A 15069-nucleotide genomic window follows, 5' to 3' on the forward strand; every position below is an offset into this window, starting at 1 on the left:
GCGGTCCGGTCTCGGCTTCGTCTTGGCTTCAATGGCGTCGGCTTCCCTGCGCCCGTCCCGGCTTCAGCGGCGCCGGTCCCGGCTTTCAGCGGCGCCGCCACGTGCCTCGGCGGCGCCGCGCCCCGGCCTCAGACGTAGTCGAGTTCGCCCAGCATGCCCCGGCGCAGCCGGGCGATGACGCGTTTGATCAGGCGTGAGACATGCATCTGCGAGCACCCGAGCCGCTCGCCGATCTCCGCCTGGGTGGCCTCCTCCACGAACCGCAGATGAAGGATCTGCCGGTCGCGTTCGCCGAGGTCCTCGATCAGCGGGGCCAGGGACTGGAAGTCCTCGACCAGCCGCAGCCCCTCCTCCTCGATGCCGATGAAGTCGGCGAGGACCGCCTCGCCGTCCTCCGGACCGTCACCGGTGAGCGCCGCGTCCAGGGACGCGGAGTTGTACCCGTTGGCGGCCAGTTGACCCTCGACCACCTCGTCCTCGGAGATGTTCATCAGAGCGGCCAGCTCCGCGGTCGTCGGATCGCGGTCCAGGCGGCTGGACAACTCCTCACGGGCCTTGGCGAGTTCGACCCGCAGCTCCTGCAGCCGCCGCGGTACGTGCACCGCCCAGGTGGTGTCGCGGAAGAACCGCTTGATCTCGCCGACGATGTACGGGACCGCGAACGAGGTGAACTCCACCTCACGGGAGAGTTCGAACCGGTCGATCGCCTTGATCAGACCGATCATCCCGGTCTGGACGATGTCCTCCATGTCGTCGCCGCGGCCCCGGAACCGGCCGGCCGCGAACCGCACCAGGGACATGTTCATCTCGATGAGCGTGTTGCGCGCGTACTGGTACTCCGGCGTGCCCTCCTCCAGCTCCGTCAGCCGCTGGAAGAACTGGCGTGACAGTTCCCGAGCGTCACGCGGCGCCACCGACTTCGGATCGTCGATCCCCGGCAGTGGCCGCTCGCCCGCTCCGTCCTCGGCGGTCTTCTCGACGACGACTGCTTCCGACCGGATCCCGGCGGTGTCCATTGCCCTCTCCCCACGAACGTCGCGTGCGTTGTCCGGATCCGCGGCGCGTGCGCCGCGACCGCGGTCCAAGTGCCCTGTCGTGCCGGTTCCGGTACCCGTTCGCCGGCCCGCCACTCCTCGTTCGCGACTCGCCTACCCGAGGCCCATCGGGGCATGCGCCCCGTGCGACGGCGTGGCGCAAAATGGGTGCCGCACCGAAGGCCACGCCGGTGCCCGGCCGGTCGGTCGGGCCCCGGCGCTCGTGGCACCGCTGCGCCCGCTCGAAGAACTCCTGGGTGCCGCCCGCCACATGGTGGGTCGTGACCAGGGCGAGACACCCGCCGGGGCGCGGCGCCCGAGCCGCCTTCACCACGCGCAGCGCCGGGTCGATCCACTGGAACGCGGTCGCGCACACCACCGCGTCGAACGGCTCGGCCGGCAGCTCCCACCGCTCGAAACCGGCCATCACGACCCGCGCGGTCGGGTGGGCCCGCAGCCGGTGCCGGGCGTCGGCGGCGAGCGCAGGGCCCAGTTCCACGGCGGTGATCCGGCAGCCCGACTCGGCCAGGTCGACGGTGAGCTTTTCTCCGACCCCTTTCCGTCCACGATTCCGCCCAGGGCGCAACACCGGGTCCTGTCCGGCGCCCCGGGAACTCTAAGCTGATCGAATGAGCAGCCACATGCCGAACGATGCCCGAGTCGTCCCCCTGCGTCCCAGGGCCGGACGCCCCGACACCCCGGCCCCCGCGCCCGGCGAGCCCCTGTGGCGCGACCTGGTCGGGGACGTTCTGCGCCGCGAGCGCCGGGCGCAGGAGCGCACGCTCAAGGACGTCGCCGACACGGCCCGGATCTCCGTGCCGTACCTCTCCGAGGTCGAACGCGGCCGCAAGGAGGCGTCCTCCGAGGTCCTTGCGGCGGCGGCCCGGGCCCTCGGGCTGGGCCTCGGTGACCTGCTGTCCCGGGCCCACAGCGAGCTGGCCCGGCAGACCGCCGCGGGCCGGCGCCCGTCCGCCGCGCCCACCCGGGGGCTGTGCCTGGCCGCCTGACGCCCCGCGGGAAGGGCCGGGACGCGTCGTCGGCCGGCTGCGGCGCCGTCGTGGCGGGTCGCTCCCCCGCGTTCTCGGCTTGGCTCGAACAGGGGACCCCGTCGCGGCGGAGCCGCGTGGTGTCACGGCCCCGCGGCCCCTTCGGGGGCGGCCGGGCCGCAGGCCGATGAGTTTCGCGGGGCGGGACGGTCGGTATGGGTGACCGTGTTCCACGCCCCAGGAGGTACCCATGACCGCCGACGGATTCACCACCTGTCTCTGGTTCGACGGGCAGGCCGAGGAGGCCGCCCACCACTACGTGTCCGTCTTCAAGAACTCCAGCATCGGCCGGATCGGCCGCTACAACGAGGCCGGCCCCGGCCCGGCCGGCTCCGTGGTCACCGTGGAGTTCACGGCCAACGGCCAGAAGTTCGTCGCGCTCAACGGCGGCCCGGAGTTCTCCTTCAACGAGGCGGTCTCCTTCCAGATCCTCTGCGCGGACCAGGAGGAGATCGACTACTACTGGGCCAGGCTCACCGAGAACGGCGGCTCGGCAGGCCCCTGCGGCTGGCTGAAGGACAGGTTCGGCGTCTCCTGGCAGGTCGTCCCGGACGGGCTCGTCGAGATGCTGCACGACGCCGACCAGGAGAAGGCGATCCGCACCACCCGGGCCATGTACGCGATGGGCAAGCTCGACATCGCCGAGCTGAAGAAGGTGCACGCCGGCGAGTAGCCCGCCCCCGCACACCCGTGCCCGGTCCGGGCGCCCCGCGCCGACGCCCGTCGGCGGCGCGGGACGCCGGGGGAGCGGACCGGGCACGACCCGCGCGTCCGCGGCTCCAACGCGGCGGTCGTGGCCGATGTCCGGGTTCAGGAGAAGTCGTTGACCAGGACCGCCGCGCCGTCGAAGCGGCCGGCCTTGAGGTCCCTGAGCGCCTGCGGGGCCCGTGAGAGCGGATAGGGATGGGTCGTCGCGTGGACCGCGTGCCGCGCGGCCAGCTCCAGGAACTCCCGGCCGTCCGCACGGGTGTTGGAGGTGACGCTGCGCAACTCCTTCTCGTAGAACAGGTCGGTCTCGTAGTGCAGCGCCGGCACATCGCTGAGGTGGATGCCCGCGACGGACAGCACACCGCCCCGGTCGAGCGCCCGCAGGGCGACCGGCACCAGATCGCCCACCGGCGCGAACAGGACGGCCGAGTCCAGCGGCTCGGGCGGCGCCTCGTACGCGTCGCGCGCCGAGGCGGCACCCAGGTCCAGGGCGAGCCGCCGGGACCGCGCGCCGCGGGTCAGGACGTGCACCGTGGCGCCCTCGGCGAGCGCCACCTGCGCGCACAGATGCGCGCTGCCCCCGAAGCCGTACAGCCCGAGCCGGCCGTCCGGTGGCAGCGCGGCCCGCCGCAGCGCGCGATAGCCGATGATCCCGGCGCACAGCAGCGGCGCCAGCACCACGTCCGCGACGGCGCCCGGCAGCCGGTAGGCGAACGCGGCCGGCACGGTCGTGTACTCGGCGTAACCGCCGTCGGCGTCCCAGCCGGTGTACTCGGACCGCGGGCACAGGTTCTCCGCGCCCCGCCGGCAGTAGGCGCAGATGCCGTCGGTGCGCCGCAGCCAGGCCACCCCGACCCGGTCGCCCACGGTGAAACCCCGGACGGCCGCGCCCGTACCGGCCACCTCCCCGACCACCTCGTGCCCGGGCGTCACGCCGGGCCGGTGCACCGGCAGGTCACCCTCGGTGACATGCAGGTCGGTGCGGCACACCCCGCAGGCACGCACCCGCACCAGCAGCTCGTCGTCCCCGGGGACCGGCACGGGCCGTGTCACGAGGTGGAGGGGTTCCCCCTCCACCGGACCCGGAGCGGTCACCGACCACGCCCGCATCGTGCCTGCCGCCGTCGAGTCCGTCATGCGGTGTCCCTCCCGTCGCGTCCCGCCCCGTTCCGTCGCGGCCCGCCGCTCCCCGCCCGCCGCTTCCAGTCTCGGGCAGGCCGGCCGGTTCGGCGCGCGGGCCACCGTAGGGGCGGCTCGGGGCTCCCTACGGCCCGGTCACGGCCGTCCGCGACCGGGCCCGGACGGACCGCCCGCGCGGCCATGGCATGATCGTGCCCATGCGTGAACGTGTGGTGGCCGCGTGCGACGGGGCGTGCAAGGGGAACCCCGGCCCGGCCGGCTGGGCCTGGGTGGTGTCCGACGAGGCGGAGGCGCCGGCCCGCTGGGCGGCCGGAGGGCTCGGCAGGGCCACCAACAACGTCGCCGAACTGACCGCCCTGGAACGCCTGCTGGCCGCGACCGACCCCGGCGTCCCGCTTGAGGTCCGGATGGACTCGCAGTACGCGATGAAGGCCGTCACCACCTGGCTGCCCGGCTGGAAGCGCAACGGCTGGCGTACGGCGGCCGGCAAGCCCGTCGCCAACCAGGACCTGGTGGTGCGCATCGACGAGCTGCTGGAAGGCCGGGTGGTCGAGTTCCGCTACGTACCCGCCCACCAGGTCGACGGCGACCCGCTGAACGACTTCGCCGACCGTGCGGCCAGCCAGGCGGCCCTGGCCCAGGAGCCGGCGGGCAGCGACCTCGGCTCGCCCCAGCCACCGCCGTCGCCCGACACCCCGTCCGCGGCCCCCCGCCGCAAGGCGGCGCCCCGCCGGTCCGGGGGCGGCTCCTCCGCCCGCACCATCAAGGCCAAGTTCGCCGGCCGCTGCGTGTGCGGCCGCCCCTACGCGGCCGGCGAGCCCATCGCCAAGAACCCCCAGGGCTGGGGCCACCCGGAGTGCCGCACCACCGGGGCCTGACCGGCCGCACGCAGCCGCCCGGCGGCAACGGCGACCACTGCGCGCCACGGTCCGCGCCAGGGTGACCGCACGCCTGGCCGGCCGGCCGTGGTGCGTCGCGGAGCGGGCCGTTCCGTGCGGGTCGGCGGCGGATGACAGACTGACCGCATGGACGAACGCGTAATCGGCAGGTCGGGGCAGCGGGCATCGGTCGTCGGCCTCGGCACATGGCAGTTGGGCGCCGACTGGGGCGACGTGGACGACAAGGAGGCCCTTGCCGTGCTGGAGGCGGCGGCCGAGTCGCAAGTGACCTTCTTCGACACGGCCGACGTCTACGGGGACGGACGCAGCGAGCAGACCATCGCCGGCTTCCTGCGCGGCAGGCCGGACCTGCGCGTGCTGGTCGCCACGAAGATGGGCCGCCGCGCCGACCAGATCCCGCAGAACTACGTCCTGGACAACTTCCGCGCGTGGAACGACCGTTCGCGGCGCAACCTCGACGTCGACCGCATCGACCTGGTGCAACTGCACTGCCCGCCGACGCCCGTGTACTCCTTCGACGAGGTCTTCGACGCCCTGGACACCCTGGTCGCCGAGGAGCGGATCGCCGCGTACGGCGTCAGCGTGGAGACCTGCGCCGAGGCGCTGACCGCGATCGCCCGGCCGAACGTGGCGAGCGTGCAGATCATCCTCAACCCGTTCCGCATGAAGCCGTTGCGCCAGGTGCTCCCCGCCGCCCGGGAGGCCGGCGTCGGCATCATCGCGCGGGTGCCGCTGGCCTCCGGACTGCTGTCCGGCAAGTACACCAAGGACACGGTCTTCGCCGCCAACGACCACCGCACGTTCAACCGGCACGGCGAAGCCTTCGACCAGGGCGAGACGTTCTCCGGCGTCGACTACGACACCGGCGTCGAGGCCGCCGCCGAGTTCGCCGCCCTCGCCCCCGAGGGATACACCCCGGCCCAGCTCGCCCTGCGCTGGATCGTCGAACAGCCCGGCGTCACCACCGTGATCCCGGGCGCCCGCACGCCCGAGCAGGCCCGTGCCAACGCGGCCGCCGCCGAACTGCCGCCCCTGTCCGAGCAGACCCTCGCGGCGATCACGGCCCTGTACGAGCGCCGCATCAAGGCCCGGGTGGAGGACCGCTGGTAGGGGCATCAGCCGTTTGAACGACCGGCGGTGCGGTTACCCGCATCGCATGACGCAGGCGGGTGGCCGGACGGGGCGCGACGAGACCGCGGAGGAACGGGCCGACCGGATGTGGGGCGACCTCATCCAGGAGGTCCGGGTCGCCCAGACGGGCGTGCAGATCCTGTTCGGCTTCCTGCTCACCGTTGTCTTCAGCGGCAAGTACGACCACCTGGCCCACGCCGACCGGGTCATCTACACGGTGACCGTCGTGCTCGGCGCCTGCGCCACCGGCGCCCTCATCGGACCGGTCTCGCTGCACCGCATCGTCTCGGGGCGACGCGTCAAACCCCGGGCGGTCGACTGGGCGTCCCGGCTCACCTTCGTCGGCCTGTTCCTGCTGCTGGCCACCATGTCCGCCTCGCTGCTGCTGATCCTGCGGGTGGCCACCAAGCACCACCCCGCCGTGGTGTGGCTGGTGGCCGCGGTGGTGGCCTGGTACGTGCTGTGCTGGTACCTGGTGCCGCTGTGGGTGCGCCGCCACCACACCTCGCGCTGAGCCCGCGCGTGCGGCGCGCCGCTCAGCCCGCGGCCAGGATCTCCGCCACGACATCGTCGACCGGCACCTCCTCCCGCCCGGGCGGCACGACCTCGCGGGTCTCCCGCAGGAACGCGGCGAGCGTGGGCGCCCACGCGAACACCACCGCGTGGTGCCGGCCGCCGTCGGACCTGACGTCGCCGAGGAGGTCGATGCGCAGTTCCTGCCCCACCCCGGTGGCGACCGGGCGCAGCCGTACGTCGCCCATGCCGACCGGCCCGCGCAGGCCCTCGGCCAGCATCTCGCGGTCCAGCCGCCAGCGGGCGAGGACATGGCCGTCGTGCGCGAACACCGCCGTGACGGCGAACGGATCACCGGCGTCGTAGGTCAGATGGGCGAGCACGGGACAGCGGCCCGTGCCGCCCGCCCTGACGTGCACCACCAGGGTCTTGTGCACACGGGGTTTCACCTCAGCACCTCCCAGGACGGTCGACGTAGTGCCTTCTGGTACCCCTGCGGAGCGCACATTGCACAGCCGGGTGCCGGAATGTCCCGGCGCCCCGCATCCCGCGCCGACTCGGCCGCCTGCCAGGGGTGTTCACGCGGCGCGGCGGGGCGGCTCAGTGCTTCGGCGCGCGGAACGTGCGCAGGAACGTGTCGAGGGCGGACCGGCTGTCCGCGGCGTCCCAGGCGCCGGCCGCGGTCGTGAAGCGCAGGGAGTAACCGTGGTGGTCGCCGAGCAGGAAGCCCCGGCCGAAGGTGCGCACCCGGTCGCGTCCGGTACCCGAGAGCCATTCCATGTCGGCGGCCTCGTACCCCTGGTACACGGTCGCCCTGATGGCGCCGATCCGCCGGAAGCCACCGGTGCGCTCCAGGCCGGGCTGGACGTCGTCCCGCCAGACGGCGACCGGGTCCGGGCCGAGACGCCGGCTGTAGGTGACGGCCAGGGTGCGCGGGTCGGAGCCGCCCGGTCCGTAGGTGACGCGGTAGGAGAGGTCGCTGCCGCGTGTGGTGTGCAGCCGCTTCCAGCCGTCGGGCAGGGCCACGGTGAAGCCCTCCGCGGCGGTGTGGCCGCGGTAGCCGTTCGGCAGGACGCCCGGTCCCGGACGGGCGGGCGCGCCGGCGGAGGCGGTCGGGACGGTCGGGACGGTCGGGGCGGTCGGGCTGGGGGTGGCCGCGGGGGAGGAGCCGGTGGGGCTGGCCGCGGCGGACTTCTCGGGCGGCGGGGCGGCCGCGGACGTCTCGGTCGCCGGCAGGCCACGGGTGGCGTACAGGACGGCGCCGGACACGGCGACCACGGCCAGTGCGGTCCCCGCGGCCAGGGCCCGTCCGCCCAGTCCCCGGCGGGCGCGCGGCCGGGTCGGCCCACCGTCGCCCGCGTCCTCGGCGAGCACGCGGGTCAGGACCTCGCGTACCTGGGTCCGCGGCAGCCGCTCCCAGGACTCCTTGCGCAGCAGCCCCTGCACCGCCGGCGTCAGCGGGCCCGCGCGCAGCGGCGTGCGCAGCGGCAGCCGGTCCACGCCCCTGAGCGTGGCCTCGGGCCCGCCCCGGTCGCGGAACGGCGGCCGGCCCTCGGTCATGGTGTAGAGGATGGCGCCGAGCGCCCACAGGTCGGCGGCGGGGCCGATCCGCTGGTCGCGGGCCTGCTCGGGGGAGGCGTACGACGGCGCGGTGACCCGGGGGGCGAGGGTGGTGCCCGCCCAGCCGAACCCGGTGACCACGACCGGGCCCCCGTCGCGGACGAAGACCTGGCCGGGGCTGAGTTCACCGTGGGTGACGCCCGCGTCGTGCGCGGCCTCCAGCACGTCGAGCAGTTCGAGGCCGATCCGGGCGGCCCGCGGGTGGGGGAGCGCGCCCTGCCCAGCGAGGAGTTCGTCCAGGGGCGTGCCGTCGATCCACTCGGCGACCGTCCACAGCGCGCCCGCCTCCGCGACCGCGTCGACGACCGCGGCGACCCGGCCGGGCCGCAGCCGCGCCATGACCTCGCAGGTGCGCAGGACGCGGGCGGCGGTCCGCCGCCCGGTCTCCTCCGTGCCGTCCGCCGGGAGCTCCACCCGGGTCACCAGGCGGGGCCGCCCCGTCCCGACGTCCTCGGCGTACCAGCAGACGCGGTTGGTGCCGCGCTGGACGACCTCCACGAGCCGGTACCGTCCGTCCGGCCACTCGTGCGCGCGGACGTGTGTCTCGGCCATGGCCATCCCTCGCTGAACCCCTGCGTGGTCTTTCCCAGGAGTACGCGGGGCGCGACGCCGAGTGTTCAACGCGGCCGCAACTCGGGGGCGATTCCTGTCCTTTGGTCAACCCCTCGACGTGGTCGGCGCGTTCCGGTCGAACGGGCGGTTTCAGGGAGCTGTCCGGCGGGTGAAGGCGGCGGGGATCGCGGCGTCGGGCCGCCCGTCAGCGCAGCCCGAACCGCTCCGTCAGGGCCATGAGTTCCCCGGGGGTCGTGTTGCCGCCGCACACCACCAGCCCGAGCCGTGCGCCGTCGCCCACCCCCTCCAGCACCTGCCGGGCCGCGGGCAGCAGGCAGCCGGCGGCCGGCTCGGCCCACACCTTGGCGTGCTCGGCGAGGTCGAGACAGCCCCGCACGGCCTCCCGGTCGGGGACCACCAGGACCTCCTCGACCAGCGCGGCGACATGGTCGTAGGTCAGCCGCGACACCGACGGGGCGCTCAGCGTGGTGACCACCGAGGACAGCGGAACCGGCACCGGCCCGCCCGCGGCCAGCGCCTCGGACATGGCCTGGGCGCCCTCGGTCTCCACGCCCCACACGCGCACATCGGGCCGGCGGGCGCGCAGCGCCGCGGCCACCCCGGCGATCAGCCCGCCGCCGCCGATGCTGACGATCACGTCGGTCAGCTCGTCGGCGTCGTCCGCGAACTCAAGCCCGACCGTGCCCTGCGCGGCGATCACCAGGGGGTCGTCGAACGGGTGGACCAGAGTGAGACCTTCGTCCCGCAACTCCTTCACCAGCGCGAACGCGCTGTCCATGCCGTCGGTCAGCCGGAGCGTCGCCCCGGCCTCCCGCGCGATCGTGATCGACCGTGCGGGCGCCGTCCTGGGCATGACGACCGTCGCCTTCACATCGAGTGCGGCGGCCATCACCGCGAGGGCCACGCCGTGGTTGCCGCCGCTGACCGCGACCACTCCGGCCGCGCGCTCGGCCTCGGTCAGCGACAGCAGCTTCGCCGTGGCACCGCGCGCCTTGAACGAGCCGGTGCGCTGGAGCAGTTCGAGCTTCGCGGTGACCGGGGCGCCGAGCAGCGCGGACAGACCAGGACTCGGCACGGTCGGGGTGCGTACGACATGCGGGGCGATGGCGCGCGCCGCGGCTTCGATGTCCGGGATGCCGATCAAGGCTGTCACCCTTTCCGGCGCGGTGGAGGGCGGAGAACCGCGCCGATGGGCACCCTCACCCGGGGACGCCGGGCGGGTCAACTCCCTTCGAACGGATCAAGGTCACCAGGGGGCCGGCGCAGGCCGCGCGGCCCGCCGCGCCGGGCGCGTCAGTGCTGCTGTGCCTTCTGCGGGGTCGCCTCGCTCGGACGCACCACGACGTACCCCTCGCCCTGGAGCATCAGCTGCACCGCCTCGCCGGAACCGCCGCGCAGCATCGAGCCGATGGACTGCGACCGGTGCAGCGAGGTCTGCAGCCGGGCGGTCCAGCCGACCACCGCGTCCGTGTCCACGTACACCGGGTACTGCGGGGCGACCGGGATGACCAGCGGGGTGCCCTCGCAGACCAGGCCGAGCCGGCCCTGACCGCTGAAGACGCTGTTGAACAGGCCGCCCCCGGTGATGCCCGCACCCTTGACGGTCTTGATCTCGTAGGACAGCGAGGCGTCGAAGCACAGTACGTTGCGGCCGTTGACGGTGAACTGGTCGCCGGGTTCGATTTCGACGATGAAGCAGTTCTGCGCCTCGTGCGCGAACCATGCCTCGCCCTGCCCGCGCACCGTCATCAGGGGCAGTCCCTCCCCGGTGACCGCGCGCTTGAGCATGCCGCCCACGCCCTGGCCCTTGCGTTCGAACTGGAGGCCGCCGCGGTACGCGATCATCGCGCCCTGACGGGCCAGCATCTCGCCGTGGACCGCATACCTGATGCACTTGGCGTTCTCGACGGACATGCCGGGCTCGACGGCCGGGCGCACCATGTGCTCACTGGAAAAGAGATCACCCTTCATGCGCGCATGGTGTCCCGGAGGGCTCCGTTCCGCCAAGGTCGCGCAATGTGTCCGCACGGTTACGCGGTCGCGCGTAGCAGATCCGGGGAATTCCACTGCAGCGCCCCGAAGGGGCGCGGGGCTGTATTGATATGCGGCTCCGCCGCGCGGGCGCGACCAGCCACGACGGCGCCGCAGACGACCGACGGCATGACGCGGCATTTCCAGCGGAGCGTTCAGGCGCCGAAGAGCTGCGTCCAGTACGTGCCCGTACGGCCGCCCCCGACGAAGCCGACGCCGATGTGGGTGAAGTCCGGCTTCAGGATGTTGGCACGGTGGCCCGGACTGTTCATCCAGCCCTCCACCACCTCGGCGGCGGAGCGCTGGCCGCAGGCGATGTTCTCGCCGATCGTGCGCCGCCGGGAGCCCGCGGCGGCGGCCCGGTCCCACGGCTGCGTGCCCTCGGGCGAGGTATGGGAATAGAAGTCGCGGGCCACCATGTCCGCGCTGTGCGCCTGCGCGGCGGCCGTGAGCCACCGGTCCACGGCCAGCGGCGCGAGCCCCGCCCGACCGCGCGCGCGGTTGGTCAGCTCGACCACGTCCGCCCGGGTGCGCGCCAGGTCCTCGGGGGTGAGGGGCCTGGCCCACACCGCCGTCCAGTAGGTGTCGCCGGTGCCAGGGCCGATGGCGTACGCGAGTCCGGCGTGGGTGAGGGCCGGGTCCTGGAGGGTGCGCCGGGCCTGCTCGGTGCGCAGGCAGTAGGCGACGAACTCGGCGGGGGTGCGCGGTCCCGAGACCAGGTGCTCACCGACCGTCGCGTACGCGAATCCGGTCGCGGTGATCCGCTGGTGCAGCGACGTGCCGTCCCGGCCCTCGGTGCCGAGACGGCCCGCCTCGGCCATCGAGACCGCATGGGCGTGCGCGGCGGCGGCCAGCCGGGCATCGAGGACGACGGGCGGCGCACCGGCCCGGGCGCGAGCGGGATTGACGAGGACGAGATAGCCCTCCGGGTCGGACACGGAGGAGACGGCGGGGCCGGGTGTGCGGGAGGGGGAGCGGCCGGACACGGGTGTGGGGCCGATGCCGGGTGTGGGGGAGGCGGCGGAGCTGGGCGTGCGGGAGGCGGCGGGGTCGGGTGTGCGGGAGGGGGAGCGGCCGGACACGGGTGTGGGGCCGATGCCGGGAGTGCGGGAGGCGGCGGAGCTGGGTGTGGGCGAGGTGATGCGGTCGGGTGTGCGGGAGACGGCGGGGCCGGGTGTGCGGGAGGTGGTGTGGTCGGGTGCGGCGGGGGGTGGGGTGTCGTCGTCGACCTCCACTCCGAAGTCCCGGGCGAGTCCGGCCAGTCCGTCGGCGTACCCCTGTCCGATCGCCCGGATCTTCCAGACGTCGCCCCGGCGGTACAGCTCGGCGAGCAGCAGCACCGTCTCGGGCCCGGGGCGCGGCGGCTCGAACCGGGCGAGCGTACGGCCCTGTCCGTCGCTGACCCGCAGGGTGGCGGCGGGCAGCCGGCCGAGGGGCGTGCCGGGCTCGGCGGCGCTGACGGCCACGGTGACCCGGACCGCCCCCGCGCGCAGCCGGACGGGGTCCACGCTCAGCGTGTCGCCGCGCAGCCGCACGCCCGGGGCGGCCGGCTGGTTGTAGAACACGAAGTCGGCGTCGCCGCCGACCTTCCCGCTCGCACCGGTGACGAGGGCGGACACGTCGAAGGGGCCGGGCACCCGCAGGGTCAGCGGGCCGCCCGGCAGGGGCAGATTGCCCCCGGGTACCAACTCGCTCATCGCGCCGCCCAGGAGAAGTGGAGGATCGGGCCCGGCGGGTCCCTGGGGACAACGCCCGGACGGCGCGCGAGGGTTCCCGGGTCGCTCAGTGGCGCACCACCGCGGGAGCGACGTCCTCGGTGCGCTCGAAGACCGCCTTGACCCGCTTCGGATTCGACTGCTTGCCGCAGAACGCCGACTCCAGCGTGCCCGCCATCGTGTTGAGCACCGTGGTGTTGTTCGAGGTGTTGGCGAGCGCCGTCACGCTGCGCCGGCCGTCCACGCTGGTGAAGGCGTACGTGTAGTAGCCCTGGACGACACCCGTGTGGCCGTAGACCGAGACGCCGCAGGACAGGTCGCGGCGGCGCAGCCCAAGACCGTACGCCGTCGTGCTGTTCACCTTCGTGAAGCGTTCCATCTCCGCGAGCGCGGCGGACGAGAGCAGCTTGCCGCCGGCGAGCGCCGACAGGAAGGTGTTGAGGTCCCGGGGGCTGGAGATGATGGCGCCCGCGCTCTGCGCCCAGGACGCGGTCTGCTCGGTCGAGTCGACCAGGGCGGCCCCGGCCCTGTCGGGGGTGAGATAGCCGCGGGCGTAACGGCCCGGGATCTTGACGTCGGGGTGCACGTACGAGGTGTCGTTCAGCTTCAGCGGCTTGAAGATGCGGTTCTCGTACGCGGAGCGCACCGAGTGCCCGGTCAGCTTCTCGATCAGCATCCCGGCCACCACGAAGTTGGTGTTCGAGTAGGAGTAGGCGGCGCCCGGCGCGTCGGTGCGCGGCTTCTTCAGGGAGAGGTCCACCAACTGGCGGTAGGTGAAGACCTTGTTGCGCACCGCCTCGAAGCCGGAGACGGTCCTCGCGAACAGGTCGTTGGTGTAGTCGTACAGGCCGCTGCGGTGGCTCAGCAGGTGCCGCACCGTGATCCGGTCGTCGGGCAGCAGGCCGGGCAGGTAGCGGTTGACGGACGCGTCGAGGCTGAGCTTGCGCTCGTCCATCAGTTGCAGCAGCACGACGGCCGAGAAGGTCTTGGTGACGCTGCCGACGCGGAAGCGGTCGGTGGCCTCGATGGCCCGCTGGGCGGCCCGGTCGGCGTAGCCCCGCGCCGCCGTGTACAGGGCTCCGCTGTCGTCGATGCGGGCCATGGCGCCGGGGGCACCCTGCGCCACCGCCGAGCGCAGCACCTCGCGCAGCGCCGCGGTGTCCGGGGTCGGCAGCGCGGCCGCCGGCTCGGCGCGGGCCTGGCCGGGCGCGGCCTGTGCGGGCACGCCGAGCAGCGACAGCGTCACCGCTCCGAGTACCGCGCCCCTGCCCACGGTTGCTGAGATCATCCGATCTCCACTCCCCTCTGTGACGGTTCGGCGTGAATCACCCGGGTTCGGGCCGCCGGGTTCGGGCGAGGCCACCTTCTCGCGCGCCGCCACCTCCGCGCGGCTGACACACAGTCGGTCGGCCGCCGTTCACCCGGTGGCGCGGCGGCCCACCGGGTTCCAGGTCGCCGGACGGCCCGAAGACCGCGTCAACTGCCGCTCGCCGGCCGCTGTTTCCCTCATGGACGGCGGAGCCGGCCGACGTCCGTGCGCTGCCGCTCGCCGGGCGGAGGATCGGTGCCGGGATGGGCCTGTCCGACTCCGCCGAGGTGACCACCGGCACCGGCTGCGGGCTCGTCGGGCACGGCTGGGTCGGGGTGCCACTGGGACAACCGCGGCCGCGTGGCGGCGATCGCCGGCCAGTCGCGATCGGCGCCCGGACGCGGGAGGTGACGGGCCGTCCGGCGGTCGGTACCGCGGGGGCCGTCGCTCTCGCCCGCCAGGGCGTCAGCGACCGTGAGGTCTACGCGCGGGCCGGCGAGGCCATCGGACACGGCATCGCGATCGAGGCACGTCTGCTCCGCCCCGCCCCAAGGGCATGGGCCGGGCCGGGGCGCGCACCACCGCGTGGGACGGCACAGCGCCCGGGGGTGCGGTGAAGGCGGCCGGCAAGACGCGCCGACCGGGGCCGCCCCTGCGGGAGCGGCCCAAGGAGCGGAAGTGGCCTGGGCGGCGGTGGCCGGCGCGGCGTGTGCCGACGCGAGGGCGGTGGCGAGGTCCGCGGTGAGGGCGTGGACCACGGCCGCTGTGCGCCCGCGTGCGGGCAGGACGCAGTACGAGGGGGACCGCAGGGGCCCTGCCCCCGGGGCCGGGGCGGCTCAGCCCTTGCCCGGTCCGCCGGTACGTCGCACTGCGTCAGGGAGCCGAAGACCGCCGCGGCGGAAGAGTCCCGGATCCCCTCGGTGAACCGGTCGTGGCGGCCGGGCCCGCCCCCACGCACACGGCCGGACGCAGGCCGCCCAGGGGCTGCGCGGGCCCGGGTCAGCGCAGGGTCTCGGCCCAGTCGGCGGGGACTCGGCCGGCGGGGCCGGGGACGGGCTGGTCGGCCGGGTGGGCGGCCGGCGGCGCCAGTTCGGGGCCGCTCTCGTACAGCTCGTTCGTGGCGTAGTTCCAGAACCACTCTTCGCCCGGCTCGAAGCTGCGGATCACCGCGTGGCCGGTGGCCGCGTAGTGGGCGGTGGCGTGCCGGGAGGGCGAGTCGTCGCAGCAGCCGATGTGCCCGCACTCCGCGCAGCGCCGCAGGTGGAACCACCACCCGCCACTCTCGTCGCACTCCACGCAGCCGGTGCCGCTCGGCGGGACGGCGGGGTCGATGGCGGTGTCGGTCATGCT

15 protein-coding genes are annotated in these 15069 nt (G+C 74.2%); 5 read left to right on the forward strand and 10 right to left on the reverse strand.

The features are described from left to right. Positions 1–128: 128 nt before the first annotated feature. Both AC27LF_RS09800 and AC27LF_RS09805 read right to left on the reverse strand, forming a co-directional pair. The gene (locus AC27LF_RS09800) at positions 129–1016 is read right to left on the reverse strand and encodes an RNA polymerase sigma factor SigF (RefSeq protein ID WP_479663998.1); all 888 of its coding nucleotides are present in this window, start codon (positions 1014–1016) and stop codon (positions 129–131) included. After that, complete coding sequence (locus AC27LF_RS09805; RefSeq protein ID WP_479663997.1) at positions 901–1623, reverse strand: class I SAM-dependent methyltransferase; 723 nt, start codon at positions 1621–1623, stop codon at positions 901–903. The genes AC27LF_RS09800 and AC27LF_RS09805 overlap by 116 nt, the downstream gene beginning before the upstream one ends. 40 nt (positions 1624–1663) lie before the next feature. Between AC27LF_RS09805 and AC27LF_RS09810 the strand changes: the two genes are divergently transcribed. Together AC27LF_RS09810 and AC27LF_RS09815 are read left to right on the forward strand one after the other, a co-directional pair. After that, positions 1664–2041 carry a helix-turn-helix domain-containing protein gene (locus tag AC27LF_RS09810; RefSeq protein WP_479663996.1) on the forward strand — a complete coding sequence of 126 codons (378 nt, stop codon included), beginning with the start codon at positions 1664–1666 and terminating at the stop codon, positions 2039–2041. 229 nt (positions 2042–2270) lie between these two features. After that, positions 2271–2753, forward strand: coding sequence for a VOC family protein (locus AC27LF_RS09815; protein ID WP_479663995.1), 483 nt, complete (start codon positions 2271–2273; stop codon positions 2751–2753). 137 nt (positions 2754–2890) lie between these two features. On the opposite strand, the gene AC27LF_RS09820 is transcribed toward AC27LF_RS09815, so the two are convergent. Next, positions 2891–3898, reverse strand: a complete 1008-nt coding sequence (locus AC27LF_RS09820; RefSeq protein WP_479664041.1) for a zinc-binding alcohol dehydrogenase family protein — start codon at positions 3896–3898, stop codon at positions 2891–2893. A gap of 215 nt (positions 3899–4113) precedes the next feature. Between AC27LF_RS09820 and AC27LF_RS09825 the strand changes: the two genes are divergently transcribed. The 3 genes from AC27LF_RS09825 (at position 4114) to AC27LF_RS09835 (ending at position 6472) form a co-directional block, all read left to right on the forward strand. Continuing rightward, positions 4114–4806: a ribonuclease H family protein gene (locus tag AC27LF_RS09825; protein ID WP_479663994.1), complete on the forward strand. Its 693-nt coding sequence runs from the start codon at positions 4114–4116 to the stop codon at positions 4804–4806. A 147-nt stretch (positions 4807–4953) separates the two neighbouring features. Continuing rightward, positions 4954–5937: an aldo/keto reductase gene (locus tag AC27LF_RS09830; RefSeq protein WP_479663993.1), complete on the forward strand. Its 984-nt coding sequence runs from the start codon at positions 4954–4956 to the stop codon at positions 5935–5937. Between the two features lie 46 nt (positions 5938–5983). After that, a complete protein-coding gene (locus AC27LF_RS09835) occupies positions 5984–6472 on the forward strand; it encodes a DUF6328 family protein (protein ID WP_479663992.1) in 489 nt (162 codons plus the stop codon). A gap of 22 nt (positions 6473–6494) precedes the next feature. Here the strand turns inward: AC27LF_RS09835 and AC27LF_RS09840 are convergent, their stop codons facing one another. The 7 genes from AC27LF_RS09840 to AC27LF_RS09870 all read right to left on the reverse strand — a co-directional run bounded on the left by AC27LF_RS09840 (position 6495) and on the right by AC27LF_RS09870 (position 15066). Next, the gene (locus AC27LF_RS09840) at positions 6495–6920 is read right to left on the reverse strand and encodes an SsgA family sporulation/cell division regulator (RefSeq protein ID WP_479663991.1); all 426 of its coding nucleotides are present in this window, start codon (positions 6918–6920) and stop codon (positions 6495–6497) included. Positions 6921–7071: 151 nt separating this feature from the next. Then, entirely contained in the window at positions 7072–8649 is a 1578-nt protein-coding gene (locus AC27LF_RS09845; protein WP_479663990.1) for a serine/threonine protein kinase, read from the reverse strand. Between the two features lie 199 nt (positions 8650–8848). Continuing rightward, entirely contained in the window at positions 8849–9808 is a 960-nt protein-coding gene (locus AC27LF_RS09850; protein ID WP_479663989.1) for a threonine/serine dehydratase family protein, read from the reverse strand. Between the two features lie 149 nt (positions 9809–9957). Continuing rightward, positions 9958–10635, reverse strand: a complete 678-nt coding sequence (locus tag AC27LF_RS09855) for an AIM24 family protein (RefSeq protein ID WP_479663988.1) — start codon at positions 10633–10635, stop codon at positions 9958–9960. 215 nt (positions 10636–10850) lie between these two features. After that, entirely contained in the window at positions 10851–12392 is a 1542-nt protein-coding gene (locus AC27LF_RS09860; protein WP_479663987.1) for a CAP domain-containing protein, read from the reverse strand. 85 nt (positions 12393–12477) lie between these two features. Next, entirely contained in the window at positions 12478–13698 is a 1221-nt protein-coding gene (locus tag AC27LF_RS09865; RefSeq protein ID WP_479663986.1) for a serine hydrolase domain-containing protein, read from the reverse strand. Positions 13699–14718: 1020 nt separating this feature from the next. Next, positions 14719–15066: a UBP-type zinc finger domain-containing protein gene (locus AC27LF_RS09870; RefSeq protein WP_479664040.1), complete on the reverse strand. Its 348-nt coding sequence runs from the start codon at positions 15064–15066 to the stop codon at positions 14719–14721. Positions 15067–15069 lie beyond the last annotated feature (3 nt).

The sequence above is a fragment of the Streptomyces diversicolor genome, assembly GCF_057537855.1.

Coding starts and splice junctions, on each gene's coding strand:
- AC27LF_RS09810 (WP_479663996.1), top strand. CDS start 1,664: ATGAGCAGCCACATGCCGAACGATGCCCGAGTCGTCCCCCTGCGTCCC.
- AC27LF_RS09845 (WP_479663990.1), bottom strand. CDS start 8,649: ATGGCCATGGCCGAGACACACGTCCGCGCGCACGAGTGGCCGGACGGA.
- AC27LF_RS09870 (WP_479664040.1), bottom strand. CDS start 15,066: ATGACCGACACCGCCATCGACCCCGCCGTCCCGCCGAGCGGCACCGGC.
- AC27LF_RS09800 (WP_479663998.1), bottom strand. CDS start 1,016: ATGGACACCGCCGGGATCCGGTCGGAAGCAGTCGTCGTCGAGAAGACC.
- AC27LF_RS09815 (WP_479663995.1), top strand. CDS start 2,271: ATGACCGCCGACGGATTCACCACCTGTCTCTGGTTCGACGGGCAGGCC.
- AC27LF_RS09835 (WP_479663992.1), top strand. CDS start 5,984: ATGACGCAGGCGGGTGGCCGGACGGGGCGCGACGAGACCGCGGAGGAA.
- AC27LF_RS09860 (WP_479663987.1), bottom strand. CDS start 12,392: ATGAGCGAGTTGGTACCCGGGGGCAATCTGCCCCTGCCGGGCGGCCCG.
- AC27LF_RS09825 (WP_479663994.1), top strand. CDS start 4,114: ATGATCGTGCCCATGCGTGAACGTGTGGTGGCCGCGTGCGACGGGGCG.
- AC27LF_RS09820 (WP_479664041.1), bottom strand. CDS start 3,898: ATGCGGGCGTGGTCGGTGACCGCTCCGGGTCCGGTGGAGGGGGAACCC.
- AC27LF_RS09830 (WP_479663993.1), top strand. CDS start 4,954: ATGGACGAACGCGTAATCGGCAGGTCGGGGCAGCGGGCATCGGTCGTC.
- AC27LF_RS09865 (WP_479663986.1), bottom strand. CDS start 13,698: ATGATCTCAGCAACCGTGGGCAGGGGCGCGGTACTCGGAGCGGTGACG.
- AC27LF_RS09855 (WP_479663988.1), bottom strand. CDS start 10,635: ATGAAGGGTGATCTCTTTTCCAGTGAGCACATGGTGCGCCCGGCCGTC.